The following is a 21,721-nucleotide window of genomic DNA, read 5'->3' as shown; positions in this document are numbered from 1 at the left end:
TGTTTCTGCTCTGTGATCTGCTCTGCCAGATGACCTCACTCTTTGAGGTATTATGATACCATACACTAGATTAACAAATTCCTAAGATGAGTCGTTTCAAAATGGGATCAATGCCGGCTACCGTAGCTACAGCTTGGCATACGGGTGATTGGAATGATCAGAAGGGGGTCTGTGCTGGAGCTTACCGGTAGGAAATCGCCCGCTCTCGATCAACGCGGTCCGCTGGCACGAGCTTGTAGTGTTTTTCTTCGACGACTTTAATCTCATCGTCTTGCACCGTAAGCTCGAACATGGCGACAACTTCGCCCGCCAGAAACTGCACGGCGATGGCACGACACCTCATGCCCGGGAACTTCTGGGTCGCAAAGGCGATATCCTGACCAATCTGCACAATGCCGATTTTGTCGTTTCCGCCTTTGGCCTGCACTGGAATAACATAATGACATCCGTGCTTATCTAGACCCATGTAGAGTTCGTCGATCTCGATCTGACCTACGTCCGTCACAGTCGTACGTAGGTGGTTTTGGAGACTATAGGTCGTGAGCCCGAGAAACGTGTCGATCAGGCGATTATAGCGAACAATGGCAAGAAGTGCCTGCTCGTCATCCAACGCATAAGCCCGGATCAACTCGGGAGTCGCATCGGGGATGGTGATCGTAACAAGGTCGTCACGCGGAACCACGCGGCTCGCTTTGACCAAACTGAAGCGGTACTTCGCACGACCGGCAAGCTCTACGATCCATTCGAGCCCTTCCGGCTCTGTTGCTACAATACTATCGGGTAGGGCGGTACGGAAACGAAACGAGTAGAGCACGTCGCCAAGGTTCTTCGGCAAGCTTATTTCAAGCGCCTCTGCTGCCTCCTCGATGTCGGTACGCGCGAAATCTAGAGAGGTCGCACCAGGTTCGTAGCGATCAAGGAATATCTTCTCGACAAGCGCACCGTATCGGTTCGGCTTTTTAGCCACCGGCACCTGCCCCGAGGCGGATCGCTTCGATCTCCTCCTGCTTGCGCTTCTTCGCACCACTTTTGCGATCACGGCGACTTGGCGGTACTGCAACGTTAAAATGCTCGGCCGCCTCAGTCATATCGTAGTACAGCAACGCGGGGTCGCCGAGCGATACCGTGCCCTCCGGTCGAGCTTGAACATAGTTGAGGGCGTGGACAACTTGGGTCGCAATGGCTTCCGCAAGAGGGGGCGGGACAGCGTTTCCGATCTGCCGTGCCCCATGCCATTTGGTCGAATGAAAACGGAACCAGTCGGGAAATCCGTGAAGTCGCGCCATCTCACGTACGGTCACGCATCGAGCGTGCCGGTAGTGGATCGGGCGCGGGCTCGTAAATGCGCCTCTTGCTCCGTCGGTACCGGCTCTAAGCGTGTTCGATACTCCCTCCGGCGGAAGCCTAAAGAAGCGACTGATCGGCTCAACTTTTCCTGCTTCTGTCTCGGAAAACCGCCGCTTAGAGATGGCTGTGTGCGCGGTACGCGCACTAGAGGTAAGTACACCGGGATCATACTCGCGAACATAGCCGTACGCCCAAGCATCATTCGTCAGACCACGCAAAGCCGCTGCGTAGGGCGAGGCCTGGCTATATTTCACGGTTCGAACCGCGTCGGTCTTGGCCAAGGTCGCAAACGTATCTGCGTCGGGAAGATCGCCGATCGCCTCGGCCGAACTTGGGCCGAAGGGAACGCCGGGGAAAAGCTCCGGCCGCCCGGCCATGTTGGTCATAGGGGCCGGATAGTTTGGGAGCGTTCGGCCCTTCTTGACGCCAAACAGAATTAGACGCTCGCGCGATTGCGGCACGCCATAATGCCCAGCGTTCAGAACCTTCCACGGCGTCCGAGTTTCGTATCCCGCGACCTCGAACGCTTCGACGAGCTCATAAAGAAACTTGCGGTGTTTGCCGAGTGTGAGGCCTTTAACATTCTCGAAGACGAAAGACGTTGCGTCGAGCTCGGCAACCAAGCGTACGAAATCACGCACGAGCCCGTTGCGTGGGTCGTCAAGGACGCGTTGGCCAATCAGCGAGAAACCCTGGCATGGCGCGCCGCCAAAAACGCAATCGACTGTCGCTTTGCCGATACGTGCCACCTTGCGGATATCAGCGCCCGTCAGCGCCTCGACGGAGTGCGGAATCACCGTCGTTTGGGGAAAATTGAACTTGTGAGCCGCACAGTGAACCGGATCAATCTCAACTGCTGCTTTCACGTCGAAACCGGCACGCTCAAAGCCGAGACTCATACCACCCGCCCCCGCAAATAGGTCGATTCCGATCGGGCGGGAATGCTGCTCGCTCATGTTATCTCCCTTCGTTTTCCCACAAGTTAGCAGACGCGAGCAGGATTGTCGATCGCATCCCGTAAATTTTCCACAAATGAAACGAGACGTTCTCGCAGTTCGTCTAGATCGCCCGTCTGACATTGCCAAACTGTAAGGACATCCCACCCGAGCGATTCGAGCTCTCCACGCTTCCGCGCATCACGCTCGACATTCGCAGCAAGCTTCGGCGCCCAGTAGTCGAGCTTTGACTTCGGTGCACGACCTTTTGGGCAATCATGCGCATGCCAGAAGCAGCCGTGAACAAAGATCGCTTTGCGTCGCCCGGGCAAAACAACATCGGGACTGCCCGGCAAATCCCTCCGGTGAAGTCGGAAACGGTAGCCTTGCGCATGCAAAAGTCTGCGCACCTTCATCTCCGGGCCCGTGTCCTTCTGCTTCACTGATCGCATGATGCGACTGCGCTCTTCGACTGTGCGGTTATCCATCGTAGATCCTCCTAATGAGAAGACTAAGCCTTCCACCTGGCGCGTGAAGGGATCCCCTTGAGCGGCAATCCGCGAATAGCACCCACGGGGTGCTTGGGGTAGCCAGTGCGAGGCGTATCCCCTTGACGGCACATTCGCCCGTCCCGGCGAAAGAGGGACTAGCCCAAACGGCAATGAGTGACCACGGACGATTGAAGCCGTGGGTTGGCGCTTCACGGGCTGCGAAGAGATGCCCGACAGAAGCCAAACCCATGGTTGAAATCGCCCGTTAGCCTGCGTGGCATCTGAACGCGCCTCCCCCTTCGAGGGGACGGGAGGGGGGATTGTGCGCGTACTTTGCGAAGCAATGTGTATACGCGCACTTTAACTTTTCGTTGAGAATTCCCACATATACTCACGTTATGGTAGAGCTTCGTAATCTCAACTGTAAGACCCGCCCGGTAAAGAGAGCCGCAGGCCAATCCGCCGTTGTCGGCGCAGCATACCGGGCCGGAGAACGTTTGTTTGACGAACGTCAGGATCGCACGGCTGATTACAGCCGACGCGCACCCGATGTTCGGGAAACGCTTATTCTCACGCCCGAGGGTGCCCCAGCATGGGCATCCGACAGAGGCCAACTCTGGAACAAGGCCGAGGCAGCCGAACGTCGTAAAGACGGTCGCCCTGCCCGCGATGTCCAGGTCGGCCTGGCGTGGGAGCTGACGCCCGAAGAGCAAAGGGCGGCAGTGATCGAATTCGCCAACCAAGAATTCGTCTCCAAAGGTCATGTCGCTGACGTAGCCTTTCACCGATATGGGCAGCGTGTCATGGATATGAGCGATGAAGGACGCGCCAAGATCCGTCAATGGGCTGAAGAGAATATTCCCTTTTTGGAACGTAGCGAATGCGCGGAGATGAACGCGCCGCATGTGAAGATTGAACGTCAAAGCAACGGCTCGGTGACGGGATACAAAATCTATCAACCTCATGCCCATATCTACCTCACCCCGCGCGCGATTGACGGAGATGAGTTTGCTGCGAAGCGCAATCGTGACTTAGATCGCGCGGAAAGCGCCATGCATTGGCGTTATGAGTGGCCGCGCATTCAGAACAATTATCTAGATGCGGCGGGCCATGAAACGCGTGTGACCGCGACTGCACGCAAAGATGATACGCATCCCCAAGAGCGCGACGACACCGTGCAGGGCGTCGCCCATACGATGGAAATGCGCGGAGAACAGACCCGGGCGCGCGAAGTGGCTGAAATGAACGGCATGCATAACGAGACTGTCCGCCAAGCCGCTGCGGATGTTCAAACACTCACACCCGAAGATGACCGACAGCGTGAGGCAACGCGCCTCGCCACATGGTGGCGCAACATGTCGGTTCGCTTTGATGGCTGGCGCTCGGAGTTTGCCGAGAAAGCAGAAGAATGGCGTGCTCGATTTGCGGCGCAGGACTGGCGCCTCAAATCGTTACTCGGGTGGCAACGCACTGAAGAGGAGCCAAAGCCGCCTGACCAACAGCAAGGGACGCCTGAGCCACCGATAGAAAACGATAATAGCAACGAGCCAGAACGATGATTGATGACATATCACCTACTCGCAGCCGGATCGCAGATCGCATTATCCGTTCACGCGGTGAGATACCCAGCGGTGGACGTCTGGATGGAGGCAATGATGAACGCCGCTATCAAGCAGCGATTATATCGGATGGCTTCCCGCATATGGGGTTCTCACTATTTTGTAAGGACGGGTCACGGCATGGCTTTATGTATCACAACCTCGAAAACCTTGACCTGAAAGAGGGTGACTATGGCAGCTACCTAAAGCTGACGCATCGCGGCAAAGCTGTGACGTTGCGCGGGGCGCACCTGCACGAGATGTTCCAAGGGATCATGGAGCACACGTTGCAGGCCGTGTACGAGTTTGATCCCTCGGCTTACCCTGATTTGAGCGAAGGTGAACCCGTTGTTGATTGGGTAATTATCGGTGACATCAACACAGAGGCTGAAGGCAAGGAGCAAGGGCCTCCCGCAACCACATAGCTCTCGTCCTGCAGAGCTAGACCACGTCAACGGGCACCTACCCGCGACGCAGTTGCTGGAAGCCAGTTTTGAAGGCTTCCAGCTTGATTTCCAAACCTCTTATTGGGGTAGTTCGTCTCTTGTACGCAGGTACAGAAAGCCATCCCAATTGACAGGCACACTGTCGAGTTTGATGCGGCTGACGGCGCCGTCTTCATCCGACCAAGCTGCGCCAATGGCACCGTAGGCGAACTTTACTTCCCCGGCGTCCGTTTCATAGCTTCGAGCTTTGTAAATGATATTGTGAGTTGGTTTAGACATGATGTCCTCCGTTGTGTGTGGCGATGCCGCGCCAATCGCGTCATCTGCCAATGAATCGCGGAGCAGCCCGCCTGCTGTCGGCTAAAGGCCCGGCCTGCCACGCAGAGTCCGCAGCGCTTAGGCGCTGGACAGCCCAAAGGCGGGGGGTCCGCAAGGTGGCAGGTCAATGACAGCGATGGCTGCGGCAAGAGACGCGGGCCATCGAAGAGGACATCCAGTGTTTAGGGCGGTATGTCTATCCATGGCAACTGTTGCAGCCGTGGTGGCTCATGTTGTTAATCCGAGTGTCACGCGACCGTTCAAAATCTCGAAGCTGTTGGGACTTAGGGCCAATTGGCGTCTCGGGCACAGCTTCTTTGTCACCGGGAAGCTCAATGATCGGAGATAGGTCAGCGTCACTATCTCGCCTTTCTTGCGAAGGGGCATCTTGCGTTGAGTTGGTCGGCTCCCCAACGCGGCGAACATCGGTTCGGTTACCCTCTTCAGTGCCGCCATCCAAGGGGCCAATTAGCTGCTCTAATTGCTCGCGCGTCAGAGTACTGTCGCTTCCATCTGTTTCTTCACCAAGTACACTGTCAGGCAGGGTTAGATGCATCACTACAAAAGCGAGCGCGATAAATGATGCATTCCGAAGGCTAAATGTCATAGTTTGACGTACCAGATTTCCGATGAGTTCACTAGATAAGAAGCATGCTCGCGAAGCGTTATCGGCGTTTGCCGAAAAGGAAACCAGGGCAAATAAAACGAGGAATTTTGACTTTCCTAGCGGCTTAGCTCCTCCGCAAGGAAAAGCCAGGTGAGAAGATGGATCAGCCGCTCTCACCTTCAGCGGTAAAGGCGAGCGTGTGCTATTGGCGGGATTGCTGTAGCCTTTGTGGCGCGGAAAATTCGTGCGTCATACCTTTGCCAGTTAGCACGCACACACTGCTGATCTCGGTTATGAACCGCGCTGCTTCGTCTTCAGTAACAGTTCCCTCTCCAAACCTTACAAGACGATGGCCAAACGCTTGAAGCTCCTCCGCAGGAACCGACCCTTGCAGTACATAAGCCGACATCATCGCCCGTTCGATTGGAGGCAAATGGCAACTTTCTAACTCTTCTTGGACGGCGACGACCCGGGCAGCTTGATCTGGTTTTCGTCGAATCTCCATGGCGTACCCGCGTAGTAAGGTTTTAGCTTATCGTCGTACATGCCCTTAAGATAGATCATCCGAAAAGGTACAAACTGAACGAAATAGTTATATATCCGCTTGCCTCCAATCATGAGCTCCTGCCATTCAATAGAGACACGCCAAAGAAGTATCGTCGAGACAGAAAATAGAGCAAGTAAAAGGGCATCCGCCTGTGGACAACCTTTATAGGCTGCGGCCCATATCGGCCCTTTCCAAGCGGCAGAATACCAATAATACGCGAAAGCGCCAAATTCTATCAGCACAATATATGATATCATGCGGTTCACGACATCTGGGAACCCCCATGTTGCCTTTTGTTTGTAAAGACCTGCCAGCATGCTGAAAAATCGAAAGAATGCCCACACAGAACGCCACACCTCCGCATCATTTCTAGGCCGACCGTAGTCTTCTGGTTTATCTGGAAATGTTACGAAGCGGGGAAAAGAGTATGCAACATAGCGGTCGATGTCGTTTGGCGGATCAATATCTAGCTCCGCAAATATCCCTTTCCGAGCAAAGAACTCACCATTCACGGAGGTAAAGTCAAATTTCCCTGTCGCATAGGTGTAGTTGAGCAAGTCCATGCACACGCTAAAGGAAGTCGCAGGGTCGAAGTCTTTTTCTCGCTCCTTTACGTCTGGCGGAAAGGCAAACTTCTCCGCCGATATCAAGCTACGGTAGGCCGTTAGACGATTGTGGGACGCGCATTTGTAGTTGATGGCGAGCTGGATCAGCATGGTGATGGACACCAGCAAAATCAATGCAATAGGCAAAAGATAGGTCGAAGTACCAGCGGTTAGTTGCGGAATGCCACCCATTAGGAGAGCTAGCGCTGAGCTCGAAACCGTTACTGTTACAGTGCTATAGCGCATGACCGCGTTGCTAGATTCGCGGATCAGGTTGCTGATTTCATGATACTCTTCGATACTTTCTCTGATCATGGTTGATCCTTTTGCCCGTCATGGCTCGCCTTCGGCGGCAAAGGAGGCGGCGGCGGCTTACGTGATGGGCGCGCCTTGACCGCCTCCTTTGCGGGTTTCGATGGAACTGGAACGCTTTTTTCTGCCTCGGGCAGCTGATCTTGCAACGGAAAGGCGGTTTCTGGCGCCTCTGGGGCAGTCTGTGGCTCAATGGGCGTAGATACCGGCAAAGGGGCCGTAGGAGGCGCTAGGAGGCGCTGTAGCGGCTCCGACAGGCCCGCAGCCACATCCGGGGCGCGTTTACCCCTGCGCCGGCGTTTCAATGCCGGCACAGCGAGCGCGACCGATGCCGGCCTTATCTTCCGTTCGACCAAGCGCAACCGCAGTGCAGGAGGGAACGGCCTGCGCATCTGGGGCAGCGAGCTAAGTACTGTGCCGAGGATTTGGAATCTGCCGCCGGTGAGCAGGTACAGCACGAAGGTGAAGCAGAACCAGAAGAAGCCGAGATACCAGTACGGCTCCAGATACGGGTAGTGAGGGAAATAGACGAGAATGACCTCATTCACCCACCAGTAGAACGGCAGGCTCCTGATGATGAAATCATACTGCCAATAAAACAGCCCGGCCAGAAGCGCAGGCAGGATGTAGAGCGAGCCGGGTTTGGAGATGAACAGAAGCGCCCGGTATATCCAGAATAAGGTGAGGCGCGGAACATACAGCACAAGCGCGACCAAAAAGGCCGCGTAATCAAACACCCTCATAGCCGTTGGTCAAACTCCGCCTTGATGAAATTGGCGCGGCTGTGCTTCCATGTCTTGCCGCCGGTCACGACAATGCCGTCAACCTTAAAGCGGTTGGCCTTGGTGCCGTTGCGAAGCTGGTTGGTGAAGTATTCGGGCGGAACTGCATAGTCCTGATAGGTCGATAGCGTCTCGGAGGTGCTGCGGCCTAGGCCGCTATTGTCCGACTGCGCCACATCGTGGGCTTGATAGGCGCCGCCTTCGCCTCGGTTCTGCGTGAAGTTTTGCTGCCTACTCGCCTGCTGCTTGGTGATCTTGCCGATCATCTCGGCAGCGGCAAGGTTCGTGGTCTTATCCACATTGCTGTGAAAGATGCGGGTTTGAAATTTCCCGATGAGCGCATCCGCGTCATGCTCCCCGCCCTTGCCTGCAAGGCGGGAATAGAAGCTGGGGAGGTCTTGGGTCAGATACACGCCGCACGCCCGCGCGGATCGCGCCGTGCTGAAGAACTCTGCGTCAGAGCTTGATGATATGAAAAACTGGCATTCATCGGCGAAGAGGAATACCGGTCGCATCGGCTCTTTGCCGTTCGGTGTGCGCGCTTCAACGGAGACTTGCCAAAGGTACTTGATGATCTTCTGCGCCACCTCACCCGTCTGCCCAAATTTCTTGATCGGCAGGTTAGCGATGATAAGCGCCCCGTTATGGGACATGTCAGGGACCCAGTTCGTGTCACTACAGAACAGGTCACGTAGCTTTCCGGTCAGGAACGGGTAGACGGTGCTGGTGAAGGTGGACACCACGCTAGAGCGGGTCTTATCTGACCAATCGACAAAGCGGGTTAGCCAATATTCACCATGCACCTCTAGGTCCGGGTCATCGTCCATGAGCAAGCTCGCGGCGGCGAGCGTGCGGCCCGCATAGCCTGTTTGCCATTCCTGACTTTCCAGATCGGCCCGCGTCGTTGGGGCGCTGTCGATGAAGGCCACAATGTCCTTGATGGTGAGCCGCCCATACACCGCAATCAGCAGGGGCAGCACGTGAGAGACCATTTCACGGGCATTGTCCCGAAAGAAGCGGTTCTCCCCGTCCCCCTCGCCGCTCGATGCGGTTGCGGCCTCGGTGATGGTGTCGATCACATTGAGCAAATTGCTCTGGAATCCGTCCTTGTTGGCAATGGTTGCTAAGGAATAGTCGAGGAAGTTAAATCTTCGATCTGCGCTTTCGTTAATCTCGATGATATCATGCTCGCGGCCTGTGGCCTTCGCATAAGCGCGCCAGTTATCGGCCTCATCGGGTTTGGCGCACAAGATCAGCCCGCCCATTCCGGCTTTCAAATAGGCCATGGCGAGCGCTCTAGCGCTACCGGAGGTCTTACCGCTACCTGTCCCGCCCAGCACCAGCACCCCGCGCGTGGCGTCATCGAGCAAAAATTGATCACGCCCAAAGGAAAGAAGGGGCGTTTTTAGATCGCCGTGAAAAGGAATGGTCGGAATCTTCTTGCGAAAGAACTTCATACTGCGCACGCTACTCACGGTAGAGTGAACGGTACAGAGGATTCTCGTTAATGGCTGGGAAATTCAGGGCATGGGCTAATAATCTGAGCGCTGACGTGAAACGGGACGTTGCGCAAACGCTTAGCCAAGAAGCCAGCTATGCCCGGGATGACATAAGACAAAAGCTCATAGAAGAGGGCTGGACCGGTTCGGTGCAAACCCCTCGGCTTCACAAAACCTATACACCCGAAGGGTCTCCTGAACCTGAAACTAAGCCTGACGAGGGCCTAGACATTCAGGGCAATCCGATTGAAGGCGAGGATTTCAGCGAGACGGTGTGGGACAATGAGCAAGGCATAGGTATCGAAGCACCTGAGATTGAGACCCCTGAAATCAAAAGGGCGGAGATTGAACCAGAATAGAGGATTATCATGTGATTAAGCCCATAGTTTTTGCTGGTGTAGCGTTGTTGGGGGCATGGCTTTTTATCAATATATCGCCGTTTTCTTCACATCCCAATCCTGAGCGCATCACATCTTCTGATGTCATCAAAGTAAGCACTGATGAAGTCCGCATCGATGAGGAAAAACTGTCTTTCGTCTATCAATCCAGTGATGGCGCAGCATTTCGCGCGATGGTGGAGCGCAAACAGGCAGAGGTATTTTTCCGTGACCTTTCGCGGCGCATTGAGGAAGAAAAACTACACGCACGTGAGCAGATAGACAAAGATCTTGCCACGCTCTTTGACGGTGTCTTTTCGGATAGAGATGTGGCCGTATCTGCCTATGCAGATTGGTTTTATGCTTGGGGCCAGACTTACAAGCTCGTCGCCAGTGCGCTTACCGTCAGCATGAGGGAGGTTGGCGGCAGCGCACTTTCCAGTCTGTGGAATATGGAAATGCGCATCGATGCCAACCGGGCCCTTTCGGTGGCGGAGCGCAATATTCAGGACAATCTGATGGAGGCGTATACCCGTATCATATTGCAGCCCCAGCATCGGGACCCAGCGATTGAGACAGGCGTGCATGTGATCGTTGCTGCCTCTTACGACCGCTTTCTAGCGGAGATGGATTCGTTCGACTTAGAGCTAGTGGAGTTCTTGTACGCCCAAGACCCCCATGCGCAAAGCATCAAGGCGGATGAGATTATTGCGTTGGATTTAGCATGGGATGCGGCACAGTTTGACGGGCCGCGTAATCGCTCGGGACAGGTTGTTTCATCTGCCGCCGTCAGTGCAACAATCCTACTTAGTAGCGCGCTATTTTCAGCCGAAATTTCAGCCGTTCTTCTTCCCGTGGTAACTACCATTGGCGGCGAACTGCTGGCCACTGTGGGCTTTGCTGCTGGGGGAAGTGTGCTCGGCTCTGAGGTACCTGTGATTGGGAACATTGTTGGGCTGCTCGCAGGCCTGTCTGCTGACTACGTCATCAACGCCTTTCGGGAAAACATGACCCGAGAGGAATTTGAGGCAGAAACGCACCATGGGCTTGAGACAACGATTGCACGTTGGAAGGGCAAAATTGCACCTGAACTATATCAGGTGAATGACCGTTGGTATAGCGACGTGCGGCGCATTCTTCTTCCCCCGCACATTAAAAATTTTGTTCAGAAATGAAAGAGGTGATTTATGTGGCGCCAATTGATTTTAGCGGCATTGTTGAGCTGTCTATGGGCTTCCGATGCTGATGCGAAGGAATTTCTGGTGGATGGGAAGTGCGAGCTAATTGTCGCGTCTCGCAAATCAATCGCAGAGGCGCAGGATTACATACAAGCGAACATGAACCCAAACGAGAACACGCGTATTTTTCTTTCCCAAAATGGCTGGTATGCGGTCTCAATCGGCTCACTTTGGCCTGAGGAACGTGACGCAGTGATGGAAAACTGGAAATCTACAGGACGTATACCAGAGAAGTCTTTTTGTTCGTCGGGTAAGAGGTTCTTAGAGGCTTATGCTTGGGACACAGGCGCTGCGTGGCAGAATCCAAGATATGCAGACACCACCCCCCAGGAAACGCGGCCTCAAGCCTGTAGAAGCACAAGGCAATATTGCGTTCAATTTGCGGCAAAAGCGCTAGCGTGCGGTTTCGGGACACAAAAGGCGGCTAATTACACGTTCGGGGAAAACACTGGACCACTGGGAAGCGGGGCAGCAGGGGCAGCTTGCGCCAAACTGCTCGCAGAAGCAGACAATCTAAACATTGATGCGATCGATCTAGCACTTGCCGCAGGGGGCAGCGTGGCCCTCACAGAAAGTGGTCGAATGATGCGGGAAGGTGATTTCTTAGGAGCACTGTTTGGTTTAGCCGTTGCTGGCAGCGCAAATATAGCAGGTATTCAGCGCTGTGAGGCAAGTCTACAGCGCGCGTGTAGATAATTCCTTATTCACAGGTGTTGCTAAAGGCGGCGTCACTTCTAACATTTCATGGTTTTTTTTGATGTTGGTTTCACTGCCTTTAGCAATAGGCTGCATCGGATCATTTTCTTTGCTACCGTAAGTAAAGTAAGCAGCAACACCAAAAAATACAGCTACCCGTAGAAAGGCGTCAGTCAAAAGAACTCCAACATTGTTTTCGGGAAATCTAAACATCTCATACCTCTGAACTTATTAACACATTGTACGGTATCTGAGAATTTTTTGTGTTACAGTTGTATTACGTTTTATCCTCAGGGAGGGACGCGCTTGATGACGATACTCAATCGTCCTCGTAGGGCGCGGGTGCTCGTTCTATGATGTTTGATCTTTTTCGTTCATGGTGAAGACCAGTTTGCGGTTCGCTTTCGCCTTATCTGCCCATCGGGCAGGCTCAAGGCGGCTCTGCAAGTTCTTGCAGAGCCTTTGGCATTGAACGCGAGCCGGGCGTGCTTACGGCACACTCGCATTCATCGGGACATGGGCTGAGGCTTGCTTGTCGTGACTTCTCACGCCAAGCGCCCTGCTGAACACGCCTTGGCGAGTTTTCGAACGTTGCTATCTTAGCTTTGGCGCTTCGGCTTAGCTTTGCGAATCTTACGCACGTTGATGGCGGCGGCATCTAGGCTGTTTTTGAGATGCACGGCATAGTGCTTCTCGATCATCTCAACCGATGTCCGGCAGTTCTTCGCGATCTGGTAGATGTCTGCGCCTTCGAGTAGCCGAAAGGAGATGTAACTGTGGCGAAGCGAGTATAGCGCGCGCCGGTTGCCTTGGCGGTCAAACTTCAACCCGGTATCTTCGAGAATGCGATTGAATTGTTTCTTGTGATCATAGGCGAAGAGGCGTTCCATTGGGTCTGGGTTGTTGCGCTCTAGCATGCGCTGGAAGGGCCGCACAGCGCCTGTAGTGCTCTTGCAGTACCCTACTCCGCGCTTCCCTCGGACTTCGATCTCTAAGATCGTTTCACCGGTCGCTTCGTCCTCAACGATCTCTACGTCACGGTATTCGAGCCAGTTGGCCTCATCGGGGCGGATACCTGTGTTCGCCATGAAGAGGATTTTGTCATGGAGTTGTTCGGCAAGATACTTGTTCCGCTCACCTTTCGCCTGCTTGATGTTGGCACGGGTGGCCTCGTAAAGCTTTTTGTATTCGTCTGGCGAAAACCACGCTCTATGAACGATTTTTCCAGATGCCTTATAGGGCGCAGAGACATCGGGCACGTGCGTGAGCCAGCCTTGCCTGACGGCTGTCTTGAGCACCTGCCGCAGAGTTACTGTCTCGTGGTGCAATGTGCTGCGCGAAGGCGGCTTTCGGTCTTCAGCGACGTTGATGCGAGCAATACGATAGTCCTGAACGGTCCCACCATTGATGGTCGATAGCGCCATCTCGCCGAAGAACGGGATGAGATGGAGCCTGATTCGACGGTAGTGATCTTGCACCCAGCGAGGATTGCGCTCGCCGTTGGTCAGAGCTTCATACTCAGCCATGAACTTCTCTGCTGCGTGCTTGAATGTTTTTTCGCCGTGGATTTCGCCGTCTCGTAGCTTCCCGCGAAGCGTTAAGTACCAGTCCTCCGCGAAGTCCTTGGCTAAAGATAGGCTGTCCGTTTTCGTTGATGCGCGCCGGTTCCGTCCTGCCAGAAAGCTAGCGCACTGCCATTTAGAGCTACCTTCGCGGCGGTAGATGTGAACCTTACCGCCTAAAATCGTGTGTTTTCCCATAGTTACTCACCACCATGCGTGTTTAAGCCAATTTTGTGTAAGCTTTGTGCAACGACAACCTTTGAGGTGGCGATATCCACCGCAAAGTTCAACTTACTGATTTTAGGTGAGTTTTTGGCAGGGGCAGCAGGGTTCGAACCCGCGACCTACGGTTTTGGAGACCGTCGCTCTACCAGCTGAGCTATACCCCTAAAGCCGCCCCGTGATTAAGCGGGACGGCGAAGGTTTGCAAGCGCTTTCGACTGCATATCAGGCGGCGGTGCGTGCCGCGGCAAAGCGCGGGCTTTGGACCACTCCATGATCAAAAAGAGCAGCGATTTCGGCATCCGGCAGCCCAACGACATCACCGAGGATTTCTTCGGTATCTGCACCAAGCGCCGGCGCCGCGACTGGCGGTTGACGATCTGTTGCGCTGAAGTTCATCGGCGTTCCGGGCACAGGGAAACGACCAAGCTCCGGTTGATGCAGCACCTTGAAGATTGGGTTCTCATCGCTCAGATCCGGGTCTTCGGCAACGGCTTCCTTGATCGTGCGGAACCGCGACCATGTCAGACCTGCCTTGTCGAAGGCAGTCGCGAATTCATCCACCCGGCGCGCTGCGAACCACGGCTTTAAGATTGCCGTGATATCATCTCGCAATGTCCAACGGGCACCCTCATCATCCAGATGCCGCCCCGTCCGCCGTGCCAGTGAATCCATGGCATCACTGGTGCCGGTTACTTTCACCAGTCCTGCCCATTGGCGCGACGTGAGGCCAATCACCATGACGCGCGTCCCGCAGGCGCAGACAAAATCCTGGCCGTATGCGCCATAAAGTGCGTTGCCGGACTTCTCGCGCTTGTTTTCGTTCACCACCGCGTCACCAATCAGACCGAGGTGACCCATCACAGCCGCCGCGACATCCTTCAATGCAAGCTCGACATCCTGCCCTTCGCCGGTGCGCAATCTGTGACGTTCCGCTGCCAAAAGGGCTGAAACGATCATGTTCCCCGCAATGCAGTCCCATGCAGGGAGCGCATGTGCCACCGGCTCGGCATGTCCGACCGGCCCGGTGATATCCGGGATCCCCAAAGCCGGGTTCACCGTATAGTCGACCTGTGGCCGTCCGTGACGATCGCCCGTCAGTGTCACCATGATCAGGTCGTCGCGATATTGGCTGAGCGTTGCATGATCCATCCAGCCACGGACCCGCAAATTCGTCAGGAACATACCGGCGTCCTCACCGGGCGCCGTGATGATCTGGGTCACGAGCTCTTTGCCGCGCTCCGATTTCATATCGACCGCGATCGACCGCTTGCCTTTGTTCAGGCCGGCCCAGAACAGGCTTTGTCCGGACGGAGCAAGAGGCCAGCGGCCCGCATCCAAGCCTCCGCCAATTCGGTCAAATCGGATCACGTCCGCGCCCATCTGCGCCAAGGTCATTCCAGCCAAGGGGACGGCGACAAAGGCCGATCCCTCAACCACGCGCATACCTTTGAGGATATCTGTCATACCGTGCCCTGCCAAAGTGCGGTTGCCTGCATGCCCTGGTGACCTTCCTGCCCGGTGAAAAGCTGAAGGCTACCGGCGTCTGCCTCGATCGCCATGATGTCCAGCGTCTGCCCGTGAAACATCGGATGCACGCCGCGAAAATCGAAATGGTCCGGAACCCGCCCTCGATAATGACATGCCGCCTGACACAGCAGCTGCGCCTGAAGCGGACCATGCACGACGAGGCCCGGATAATGCTCTACCATCGTCGCGTAGGGCAGATCGTAATGGATGCGATGTGCATTGAACGTCACCGCGGAATAGCGAAACAAAAGCGTTTCCGTCATCGGCATCACGCGATGCAGCACGGGATGGTCCGGCACGGGCAGCTTTCGCGGCGACTTATATTCATCCGGGATGTTCAGATAAACGATGTCCTGACGTTCTTCGATGGCGAGGCCCGCGCGTCCGAAAATCAGGTGGTCGACCGAAACGAACACCATCGGCCCGCCTGCGCCCTCCTTCTTGGTCACCGACCGGATGCTGGATTGCCGCGTCAGGTGTTCCCCCACCTTGATCGGCGCGCGAAACCGAAGTGATCCGCCGGCCCACATCCGGCGCGGCAATTTCACCGGCGGAAGAAAGCCCCCAACGGGAGGATGACCATCGCTGCCAAGTTCCGCCATGGTAGCGGTCGGGGGAAACGCGCTCCAATGCCAAAGCGGCGGCAGCGGATCTCCTTGAGCCGGTGCTTTGCCCCCTTTGTCCGATAACGTGGCGTGAAGCTGCGCGGCCAATATCTCTGACACGCCGCCGTGACACTCCTCGGCCCGACCTTCCCATGCCTTTACGTTGAGTTGATCCATGTGCGCCCTCCCAGTACCAACTCGGCCGATGCCAGCCGATCACCCAAGCGTCGCTGTGAACGCGCAAAAAATCAAGCAAAATTAATGGGTTAGCGGTAGACGACGGTATACACTCGCAGGATCGTCGTATGCCGCACATGCACGGTCACGTTGAAAAACATGAGAAAAGCCCTCTGCTGCGGCGCAGCATATGAGCGCTGGTAGACGTGAAATTTATTGCCTAACCGTTGTCGCAGGCGGCGAGCTTTGCGACATCGCCCCCGACAATCAGCTCTTCGCAAGCGGCAATTTTTTCAATCGGCCAATCCCACCAGCAAAGGTGATTCAGCGTCTCGATCTCTTGAGGCGAAAAGCGTGTGCGCACGACCTCACCCGGATTTCCAGCGACAACGGAATAATCCGAGATGCGTCCCTTCACGACCGCGTCTGCGCCGACGATCACACCATTTCCCAACTGAGCGCCCGGCAGGATCGTACAGCCATCCCCCAACCAGCAATCGTGGCCGATGATCACATCGCGCCCGCGCGGCAAGGTCCCGCGATAGGTGCCGATACGATCCGCTTCGAAGATCGCAAAGGGATAGGTCGACGGGCCATCCATCCGATGATTGGCCGTCTGGGTGATGATGCGCACCCCGTGGGCGATCTGACAGAACTTGCCGATGATCACCTGTTCGGGCGCGTTCGGGGAAAGGTACGGAAAGAGCCTGGCTGCAAACTCCACGGGATCCGCAGGCGGATCGAAGGTGCTATGATAGGTGTAGTCGCCCACGCGCACACGTGGATGAAACCCCACCGCATTCTTCAAGAAAACAGAGCCGGGATAGACGCTGCCGTCCGGCAAACGGACGGGATGCAACGTGTCTGCGGGCGGCAACATGGGGGTCTCCTTAAGTTGCCGCTTCTGTCGCATTTTGTGAGCGGGGTGAAAAGATCAGATCAGTGCAAACGCCATCGCGATCAGCCCGATAAAGCCGACGATCCATGCCAAAGAACGCACAAACGGCACTGCGAAGATGTAAAGCGCCAGAAACGCGACCCGGGCCAAAACATAGACTTGTGCCCCCAGCAGCGCCTGATCCATGTCCGCTTCGGGAACAACCAAAGCCAGGATCCCCAGCGCCAGAAACGGTGCGATGTTCTCAAGGGAGTTGCGCTGGATGCGCAATGCCCGCGCGCGGTGCACGCTTGGCTCAGGCTCGGCATCGCGCGACCCCGTATAGGCCGCGAAACCCATCTGCGGCAGCAGAAAAAGGCCCGGCAGAAACAGTGTGAAATAATAGATGGCAAGACCTGCCAGCAGCCATGAGATCATCGTCGTGTCCTCCTTGGTTTCATTGGCGTAAAGATCAGGGCACAAGGGAATAGCCGCAATTCCTTTGGAGGGAATGATGTCTGATTTCGGCCCTGTTCTGAAAGAGATACGCCTATCGCTTGGCTTGTCACAGGCAAGTTGCGCAGCCACGTTGCAATCGACACAGCGCCATATCTCGTTTCTGGAAACCGGGCGCTCCCAGCCAAGCCCGGGTTTTGTCGCGCGTATTTGCAGAGAGCTGGGTTTGAGCATCGCCCAGCGCGCCGCCCTGTTTGAAAGCGCAGGCTTGCAAAACCCTTATGTGCGCCGCTCGATGCAATCGGACGACGTGCAGCGCGCTTTGGATCTGATCGCCGCGCAAGTGCTGGATCACTGGCCTTTCCCGGCGCTGGTCATGGACCGGCATTGGACGATTCTGCGGGCAAATGAGCAATTCATCAACGTGTTCAGTTCGGTGCTACCAGCCGGGAACACCGCACCAAATCTGATTGACGTCATGCTAAGTCCGGCCTTCCTGCCCATGATCACAAACTGGCATATGGCGGCGGCGACGTTCTACTTTCGCCTGCAGCGCGGCGCGGCCCAAAGCACGCAGGTCGCAGAGCGTTTCCGGAAGGCCCGCGCCGGGGGCCTGTTCGATCTGGTGGAGCGAGAGTTGATCCAAGGCGCGGACGTGCCCCCGATGGTGCCGATCGAGTTGACCCTGCCAAATGGCGCGCAGGTCCGTCTGACCTCACTTATCGGGCATCTCGCCGGCTGTCAGGATGCGGCGATGGAAGGCTGCGAGGTCGAATTGATCGTACCCTTTGATGATACGTCCGAGACAGTTTTACGGGATAGAACCAGACACTGAAACGCGCACACGAGAGACGCATAGGTTTTTTGCATCTGGCCGCGCTTTTGGCGCTCGAGTGCAAGGCTTGCTACATTTTTTGCGAAAAGCAGGCTGGCAGACGACGGGCAAAAGAAAAGAAGCGGCGTTGTGTGGCCGCTTCTCTATCAGGGATTTTTCGCCCAGGTAATTTTGGTGTGGCCGCTGCGCTCTCGTCGGTCTTTCGGACCGAGTGCCGCTGGCAGCCAGAGCTGACACCGCGTTGCGGTCTCACTCGATGATCTTCGACACGACGCCTGCGCCGACGGTGCGGCCGCCTTCGCGGATCGCGAAGCGCAACCCGTTCTCCATCGCGATCGGCGCGATCAGGTCAACCGTGAACGACACGTTGTCGCCCGGCATCACCATCTCCGTGCCTTCCGCCAGCGTCACTGTGCCCGTCACATCCGTCGTGCGGAAGTAAAACTGCGGGCGGTAATTCGCAAAGAACGGCGTGTGACGGCCACCCTCTTCCTTGGTCAGGATGTAGGCCTCCGCCTCGAACTTCGTGTGCGGCGTCACCGAGCCCGGCTTGCAGAGCACCTGGCCCCGCTCGACACCGTCACGGTCCACACCGCGCAGCAGCGCACCGATGTTGTCGCCCGCTTCGCCGCGGTCCAGCAGCTTGCGGAACATCTCGACACCCGTGCAGGTCGTCTTCGAGGTGTCGCGGATGCCCACGATCTCGATCTCGTCGCCCACATTGATCACGCCGCGCTCCACCCGGCCGGTCACAACCGTACCGCGGCCGGAAATCGAGAACACGTCCTCGATCGGCATCAGGAACGGCTGGTCCACAGCACGCTCGGGCGTGTCGATGTACTCATCAACAGCTGCCATCAATTCCTTAATTTTCTCTTCACCGATCTCGGGATTGTTGCCTTCCATCGCCGCCAGAGCCGAACCGGCCACGATCGGAATGTCGTCGCCCGGGTACTCGTAGCTTTCCAGAAGCTCGCGGATTTCCATCTCGACAAGCTCCAGCAGCTCTTCGTCGTCGACCTGGTCGACCTTGTTCATGAACACGACCATCTTCGGGATGCCAACCTGGCGGCCCAGCAGGATATGCTCGCGCGTTTGCGGCATCGGGCCGTCCGCGGCGTTCACCACCAGGATCGCGCCGTCCATCTGAGCCGCACCGGTGATCATGTTCTTGACGTAGTCGGCGTGGCCGGGGCAGTCGACATGGGCGTAGTGGCGGTTCTCGGTCTCGTACTCAACATGCGCCGTCGAGATCGTGATCCCGCGCGCCTTCTCCTCGGGCGCGCCGTCAATCTGGTCATACGCCTTGAAGTCGCCGAAATACTTCGTAATCGCCGCCGTCAGCGTCGTCTTCCCATGGTCAACGTGACCAATCGTGCCAATGTTAACGTGCGGCTTATTACGCTCAAACTTTTCCTTCGCCATGTCTCCTGGCACCCTTTTGAAGTTGGGGGTCGTCGCAACCCGGTTTCCACTGCGCGCGCGACATATTTGGTTCGCGGCGGAAAATCAAGCATACGTTCGCCGACGCCTAGTCAGCGGGTGGTCACTTCGCGCTGCGGCTTCTCTGCATCGGCAGGCATGACAACCTCGTTGGGGGTAAACCAGCCATAGGTCTCGCTCTGCTCAAGCATCCACCTCTGGATGGCGCGCGCCGCGTTGAACGACAGACCCTCCAGTTGCTCTTCCTTCGTCCGGCCCCAGCCCGAGCCGATAATGACCGAATCTTCATCGGTGCTTTCCAGAACGGTGATTTGATGGACCGCCTCGTTCAGCTTCTGGGCACTTTCATCATCCCAAAGCGTGACGTTGATGATCAAAGCCGATTTCGGCGTGTATACTAATGGGACACCGGGGGGCGCCAACATGTAGCCTTCGACACTGACGCCGAAATGATAAAGCTGATCGCCCTCGTACTGACCGAACCGGGTGTTAATGGCCGATGTCAGCGCGGCAACCCATTCTTCTTCGGTCGCATCACGCGAAACTGGCCCTTTCTGCATTTTCGAAGCAACCACGACATTGTGGCCCAGGCGAAAATCCCCAAGGCTCACCTTCTCGGGCACGCCGTCCTGCGTCGCGCATGCGGTGAGAAACAGAGCGAAGATCAGAACGAAAAGACTGCGGATCATGGGTCCCTCTTATCCGTGTTGCCTACGCAGATAGACCAGTGGGATTGCCGGTGCAAACCTTTGCCCCGCAATGCGGACGCCTATATCCAAAGTGTGACCTTTAGAGGCTTATCCGATGTCAGACGCGTCCCACCTTCCGGTACATGCAACGCTGGTCCGGCATGAGCTGAACCTGCTTCAAAGCCTCCGGGCCGCCCGGCAAAACCTGCTGAACATCATCCCGGATGTCGCGACCCGATTACCTGTCATATCAGGGAAGACAGGCACCTGCTGGCATATGATCATGGAGCCCAAGGCCATCCGGCAGGTTTTGCTGGAAAAAATCGATGACTATCCGAAGTCATTGGTCACGAAGGACCTTCTGCGACCGGCGGTCGGAGATTCCCTCCTGATCGCCGAAGGCGCGCACTGGCGCTGGCAAAGACGCACCGCGGCTCCGGTTTTCTCTCATCGCAACGTCGCCAATCTCGCTCCGATCATGACACGCGCAGCCGAAGCCGCGGCAGACAGGATCGCCGAAAGCGGGCCGCGTCGCGCCGTCAATCTTTTCGACGAAATGACACGCGCGACCTTTGATGTGATTGCAGATGTCACCTTTTCAGGCGATGGAACCTTCGACCAGAAAGCCGTCCATCACGCCATTGATACCTATGTCGAGAATGCCGGACGGCTTTCCGTTCTGGATGTCCTCGGCGTTCCCGGTTGGGTTCCACGGCCGGCGCGCGTGATCTCTCAATCCGCGCTCGCTGACACAAGGCGGCAAGCGGATGCCGCTATCCAAGCGCGCATGGCGCGCGGGCCAAGCGCGCCACCGGACCTGCTGGACCTTCTGGGAGCGGGAAAGGATCCGGAAAGCGGACGGCAGATGACGGTGACTGAACTGCGTGACAACCTGCTGACCTTCATTGTCGCCGGTCACGAGACAACAGCGCTCACCTTGTCCTGGGCCTTATATCTCTGCGCCTTCGATCAGGACGTGCAGGACCGGGCACGGGCGGAGGCACAGGAGACGCTGGAAGGGGGCAGCGCAACAGGGGCGCATGTGGCAAAGATGCCCCTGATCCGACAGATCGTGGACGAAGCGCTGAGGCTTTATCCTCCAGCAGCCATCGTTTCACGCACAGCGCAGAAGGCGGATATGCTGTGCGGTCGGGAGGTACGCGAAGGCGATACGGTCATGATCCCGATCTACGCGCTGCACCGCAACGCGCGACTTTGGAAGGATCCAGACGCTTTCCGGCCTGAGCGATTTGCTGACCGCAAAGCCATCGACCGCTATGCCTATCTGCCCTTCGGGGACGGACCCCGGATCTGCATCGGGGCCTCCTTTGCGCTGCAAGAAGCAGTGATCATACTCGCCACGCTCCTCGCGCGGTTTCGGTTCGTCCGCGTGCCCGGGCGGGACCCAAATCCGGTGATGATCATCACGTTGCGCCCCGAAGGCGGTGTTTGGCTGATGGCCGAGCCGGTTTAAGGGGGCCAGCCCCCGTCGCGCGAAGCGCGACTCCCCCGGGATATTTCTGACCC

General features: G+C 56.4%; 22 protein-coding genes and 1 tRNA gene. 7 read left to right on the top strand and 16 right to left on the bottom strand.

Annotated features, from left to right (window positions below):
* Nucleotides 1–181 precede the first annotated feature (181 nt).
* Genes CFI11_RS02380 through CFI11_RS02370 form a run of 3 tightly spaced genes read right to left on the bottom strand, consistent with a single transcriptional unit; the run spans nt 182 to nt 2,770 of the window.
* A complete protein-coding gene (locus CFI11_RS02380) occupies nt 182–967 on the bottom strand; it encodes an endonuclease (protein WP_130402698.1) in 786 nt (261 codons plus the stop codon).
* Entirely contained in the window at nt 960–2,303 is a 1,344-nt protein-coding gene (locus tag CFI11_RS02375; RefSeq protein ID WP_130402696.1) for a DNA cytosine methyltransferase, read from the bottom strand. Before CFI11_RS02375 ends, CFI11_RS02380 begins: the two co-directional genes overlap by 8 nt.
* A 26-nt stretch (nt 2,304–2,329) precedes the next feature.
* Nucleotides 2,330–2,770 carry a very short patch repair endonuclease gene (locus tag CFI11_RS02370; protein WP_130402694.1) on the bottom strand — a complete coding sequence of 147 codons (441 nt, stop codon included), beginning with the start codon at nt 2,768–2,770 and terminating at the stop codon, nt 2,330–2,332.
* Nucleotides 2,771–3,171: 401 nt separating this feature from the next.
* On the opposite strand from CFI11_RS02370, the gene CFI11_RS02365 reads away from it, so the two are divergent.
* Together CFI11_RS02365 and CFI11_RS02360 are read left to right on the top strand one after the other, a co-directional pair.
* Nucleotides 3,172–4,332 carry a MobA/MobL family protein gene (locus CFI11_RS02365; RefSeq protein WP_130402692.1) on the top strand — a complete coding sequence of 387 codons (1,161 nt, stop codon included), beginning with the start codon at nt 3,172–3,174 and terminating at the stop codon, nt 4,330–4,332.
* Complete coding sequence (locus tag CFI11_RS02360; protein ID WP_130402690.1) at nt 4,329–4,796, top strand: hypothetical protein; 468 nt, start codon at nt 4,329–4,331, stop codon at nt 4,794–4,796. Before CFI11_RS02365 ends, CFI11_RS02360 begins: the two co-directional genes overlap by 4 nt.
* Nucleotides 4,797–4,895: 99 nt before the next feature.
* On the opposite strand, the gene CFI11_RS02355 is transcribed toward CFI11_RS02360, so the two are convergent.
* The 4 genes from CFI11_RS02355 to CFI11_RS02340 form a co-directional block, all read right to left on the bottom strand.
* A complete protein-coding gene (locus CFI11_RS02355) occupies nt 4,896–5,096 on the bottom strand; it encodes a hypothetical protein (protein ID WP_130402688.1) in 201 nt (66 codons plus the stop codon).
* 1,090 nt (nt 5,097–6,186) lie between these two features.
* Complete coding sequence (locus CFI11_RS02350; protein ID WP_130402686.1) at nt 6,187–7,209, bottom strand: hypothetical protein; 1,023 nt, start codon at nt 7,207–7,209, stop codon at nt 6,187–6,189.
* Nucleotides 7,206–7,943, bottom strand: a complete 738-nt coding sequence (locus tag CFI11_RS02345) for a hypothetical protein (protein WP_130402684.1) — start codon at nt 7,941–7,943, stop codon at nt 7,206–7,208. The genes CFI11_RS02350 and CFI11_RS02345 overlap by 4 nt, the downstream gene beginning before the upstream one ends.
* Nucleotides 7,944–7,945: 2 nt before the next feature.
* Nucleotides 7,946–9,445, bottom strand: a complete 1,500-nt coding sequence (locus tag CFI11_RS02340; protein WP_130402681.1) for a type IV secretory system conjugative DNA transfer family protein — start codon at nt 9,443–9,445, stop codon at nt 7,946–7,948.
* Between the two features lie 50 nt (nt 9,446–9,495).
* Between CFI11_RS02340 and CFI11_RS02335 the strand changes: the two genes are divergently transcribed.
* From CFI11_RS02335 to CFI11_RS02325, 3 genes are read left to right on the top strand one after another with little or no spacing between them, the layout of a single operon-like run.
* Nucleotides 9,496–9,846: a hypothetical protein gene (locus CFI11_RS02335; RefSeq protein ID WP_130402679.1), complete on the top strand. Its 351-nt coding sequence runs from the start codon at nt 9,496–9,498 to the stop codon at nt 9,844–9,846.
* 11 nt (nt 9,847–9,857) lie between these two features.
* Nucleotides 9,858–11,039: a hypothetical protein gene (locus CFI11_RS02330; RefSeq protein WP_130402677.1), complete on the top strand. Its 1,182-nt coding sequence runs from the start codon at nt 9,858–9,860 to the stop codon at nt 11,037–11,039.
* A gap of 12 nt (nt 11,040–11,051) precedes the next feature.
* On the top strand, nt 11,052–11,798 hold the full coding sequence (locus CFI11_RS02325; RefSeq protein ID WP_130402675.1) for a hypothetical protein: 747 nt from the start codon (nt 11,052–11,054) through the stop codon (nt 11,796–11,798).
* On the opposite strand, the gene CFI11_RS02320 is transcribed toward CFI11_RS02325, so the two are convergent.
* From CFI11_RS02320 to CFI11_RS02290, 7 genes are all read right to left on the bottom strand, one after another.
* Nucleotides 11,778–12,011, bottom strand: a complete 234-nt coding sequence (locus tag CFI11_RS02320; protein ID WP_130402673.1) for a hypothetical protein — start codon at nt 12,009–12,011, stop codon at nt 11,778–11,780. The two genes, CFI11_RS02325 and CFI11_RS02320, sit on opposite strands and share 21 nt — an antisense overlap.
* A gap of 386 nt (nt 12,012–12,397) precedes the next feature.
* Nucleotides 12,398–13,558, bottom strand: a complete 1,161-nt coding sequence (locus tag CFI11_RS02315; protein WP_130402671.1) for a site-specific integrase — start codon at nt 13,556–13,558, stop codon at nt 12,398–12,400.
* A 115-nt stretch (nt 13,559–13,673) separates the two neighbouring features.
* Nucleotides 13,674–13,749: transfer RNA gene (locus CFI11_RS02310), tRNA-Trp, on the bottom strand.
* 58 nt (nt 13,750–13,807) lie between these two features.
* The gene (locus CFI11_RS02305) at nt 13,808–15,049 is read right to left on the bottom strand and encodes a CoA transferase (RefSeq protein WP_130402669.1); all 1,242 of its coding nucleotides are present in this window, start codon (nt 15,047–15,049) and stop codon (nt 13,808–13,810) included.
* Entirely contained in the window at nt 15,046–15,894 is an 849-nt protein-coding gene (locus tag CFI11_RS02300; protein ID WP_130402667.1) for a MaoC family dehydratase N-terminal domain-containing protein, read from the bottom strand. Before CFI11_RS02300 ends, CFI11_RS02305 begins: the two co-directional genes overlap by 4 nt.
* 220 nt (nt 15,895–16,114) lie before the next feature.
* Nucleotides 16,115–16,774 carry a CatB-related O-acetyltransferase gene (locus CFI11_RS02295; RefSeq protein ID WP_130402665.1) on the bottom strand — a complete coding sequence of 220 codons (660 nt, stop codon included), beginning with the start codon at nt 16,772–16,774 and terminating at the stop codon, nt 16,115–16,117.
* Nucleotides 16,775–16,828: 54 nt separating this feature from the next.
* Nucleotides 16,829–17,209 carry an MAPEG family protein gene (locus CFI11_RS02290; RefSeq protein ID WP_130402663.1) on the bottom strand — a complete coding sequence of 127 codons (381 nt, stop codon included), beginning with the start codon at nt 17,207–17,209 and terminating at the stop codon, nt 16,829–16,831.
* A gap of 76 nt (nt 17,210–17,285) precedes the next feature.
* Here CFI11_RS02290 and CFI11_RS02285 point away from each other — a divergent pair, with 76 nt between their 5' ends.
* Nucleotides 17,286–18,062, top strand: coding sequence for a helix-turn-helix domain-containing protein (locus CFI11_RS02285; protein WP_165390170.1), 777 nt, complete (start codon nt 17,286–17,288; stop codon nt 18,060–18,062).
* Between the two features lie 249 nt (nt 18,063–18,311).
* Here CFI11_RS02285 and tuf read toward each other — a convergent pair whose 3' ends face one another.
* On the bottom strand, nt 18,312–19,487 hold the full coding sequence (gene tuf, locus CFI11_RS02280) for an elongation factor Tu (protein WP_130402659.1): 1,176 nt from the start codon (nt 19,485–19,487) through the stop codon (nt 18,312–18,314).
* A gap of 110 nt (nt 19,488–19,597) precedes the next feature.
* Nucleotides 19,598–20,194, bottom strand: a complete 597-nt coding sequence (locus CFI11_RS02275) for a hypothetical protein (protein WP_174843481.1) — start codon at nt 20,192–20,194, stop codon at nt 19,598–19,600.
* A gap of 115 nt (nt 20,195–20,309) precedes the next feature.
* On the opposite strand from CFI11_RS02275, the gene CFI11_RS02270 reads away from it, so the two are divergent.
* Nucleotides 20,310–21,668: a cytochrome P450 gene (locus CFI11_RS02270; RefSeq protein ID WP_130402657.1), complete on the top strand. Its 1,359-nt coding sequence runs from the start codon at nt 20,310–20,312 to the stop codon at nt 21,666–21,668.
* Nucleotides 21,669–21,721 lie beyond the last annotated feature (53 nt).

Source organism: Thalassococcus sp. S3 (assembly GCF_004216475.1).
GTDB lineage: Bacteria > Pseudomonadota > Alphaproteobacteria > Rhodobacterales > Rhodobacteraceae.
The sequence above is the reverse complement of the archived record's forward strand: the minus strand, read 5'-3'. Positions and strand labels throughout refer to the sequence as shown.

Excerpts from the sequence above, each read along its gene's own strand:
- CFI11_RS02320 (WP_130402673.1), bottom strand. The coding sequence starts at position 12,011 with ATGTTTAGATTTCCCGAAAACAATGTTGGAGTTCTTTTGACTGACGCC.
- CFI11_RS02290 (WP_130402663.1), bottom strand. The coding sequence starts at position 17,209 with ATGATCTCATGGCTGCTGGCAGGTCTTGCCATCTATTATTTCACACTG.
- CFI11_RS02295 (WP_130402665.1), bottom strand. The coding sequence starts at position 16,774 with ATGTTGCCGCCCGCAGACACGTTGCATCCCGTCCGTTTGCCGGACGGC.
- CFI11_RS02370 (WP_130402694.1), bottom strand. The coding sequence starts at position 2,770 with ATGGATAACCGCACAGTCGAAGAGCGCAGTCGCATCATGCGATCAGTG.
- CFI11_RS02275 (WP_174843481.1), bottom strand. The coding sequence starts at position 20,194 with ATGATCCGCAGTCTTTTCGTTCTGATCTTCGCTCTGTTTCTCACCGCA.
- CFI11_RS02285 (WP_165390170.1), top strand. The coding sequence starts at position 17,286 with ATGTCTGATTTCGGCCCTGTTCTGAAAGAGATACGCCTATCGCTTGGC.
- CFI11_RS02325 (WP_130402675.1), top strand. The coding sequence starts at position 11,052 with ATGTGGCGCCAATTGATTTTAGCGGCATTGTTGAGCTGTCTATGGGCT.
- CFI11_RS02315 (WP_130402671.1), bottom strand. The coding sequence starts at position 13,558 with ATGGGAAAACACACGATTTTAGGCGGTAAGGTTCACATCTACCGCCGC.
- CFI11_RS02305 (WP_130402669.1), bottom strand. The coding sequence starts at position 15,049 with ATGACAGATATCCTCAAAGGTATGCGCGTGGTTGAGGGATCGGCCTTT.
- CFI11_RS02355 (WP_130402688.1), bottom strand. The coding sequence starts at position 5,096 with ATGTCTAAACCAACTCACAATATCATTTACAAAGCTCGAAGCTATGAA.
- CFI11_RS02335 (WP_130402679.1), top strand. The coding sequence starts at position 9,496 with ATGGCTGGGAAATTCAGGGCATGGGCTAATAATCTGAGCGCTGACGTG.
- CFI11_RS02300 (WP_130402667.1), bottom strand. The coding sequence starts at position 15,894 with ATGGATCAACTCAACGTAAAGGCATGGGAAGGTCGGGCCGAGGAGTGT.
- CFI11_RS02375 (WP_130402696.1), bottom strand. The coding sequence starts at position 2,303 with ATGAGCGAGCAGCATTCCCGCCCGATCGGAATCGACCTATTTGCGGGG.
- tuf (WP_130402659.1), bottom strand. The coding sequence starts at position 19,487 with ATGGCGAAGGAAAAGTTTGAGCGTAATAAGCCGCACGTTAACATTGGC.
- CFI11_RS02360 (WP_130402690.1), top strand. The coding sequence starts at position 4,329 with ATGATTGATGACATATCACCTACTCGCAGCCGGATCGCAGATCGCATT.
- CFI11_RS02340 (WP_130402681.1), bottom strand. The coding sequence starts at position 9,445 with ATGAAGTTCTTTCGCAAGAAGATTCCGACCATTCCTTTTCACGGCGAT.
- CFI11_RS02270 (WP_130402657.1), top strand. The coding sequence starts at position 20,310 with ATGTCAGACGCGTCCCACCTTCCGGTACATGCAACGCTGGTCCGGCAT.
- CFI11_RS02350 (WP_130402686.1), bottom strand. The coding sequence starts at position 7,209 with ATGATCAGAGAAAGTATCGAAGAGTATCATGAAATCAGCAACCTGATC.
- CFI11_RS02365 (WP_130402692.1), top strand. The coding sequence starts at position 3,172 with ATGGTAGAGCTTCGTAATCTCAACTGTAAGACCCGCCCGGTAAAGAGA.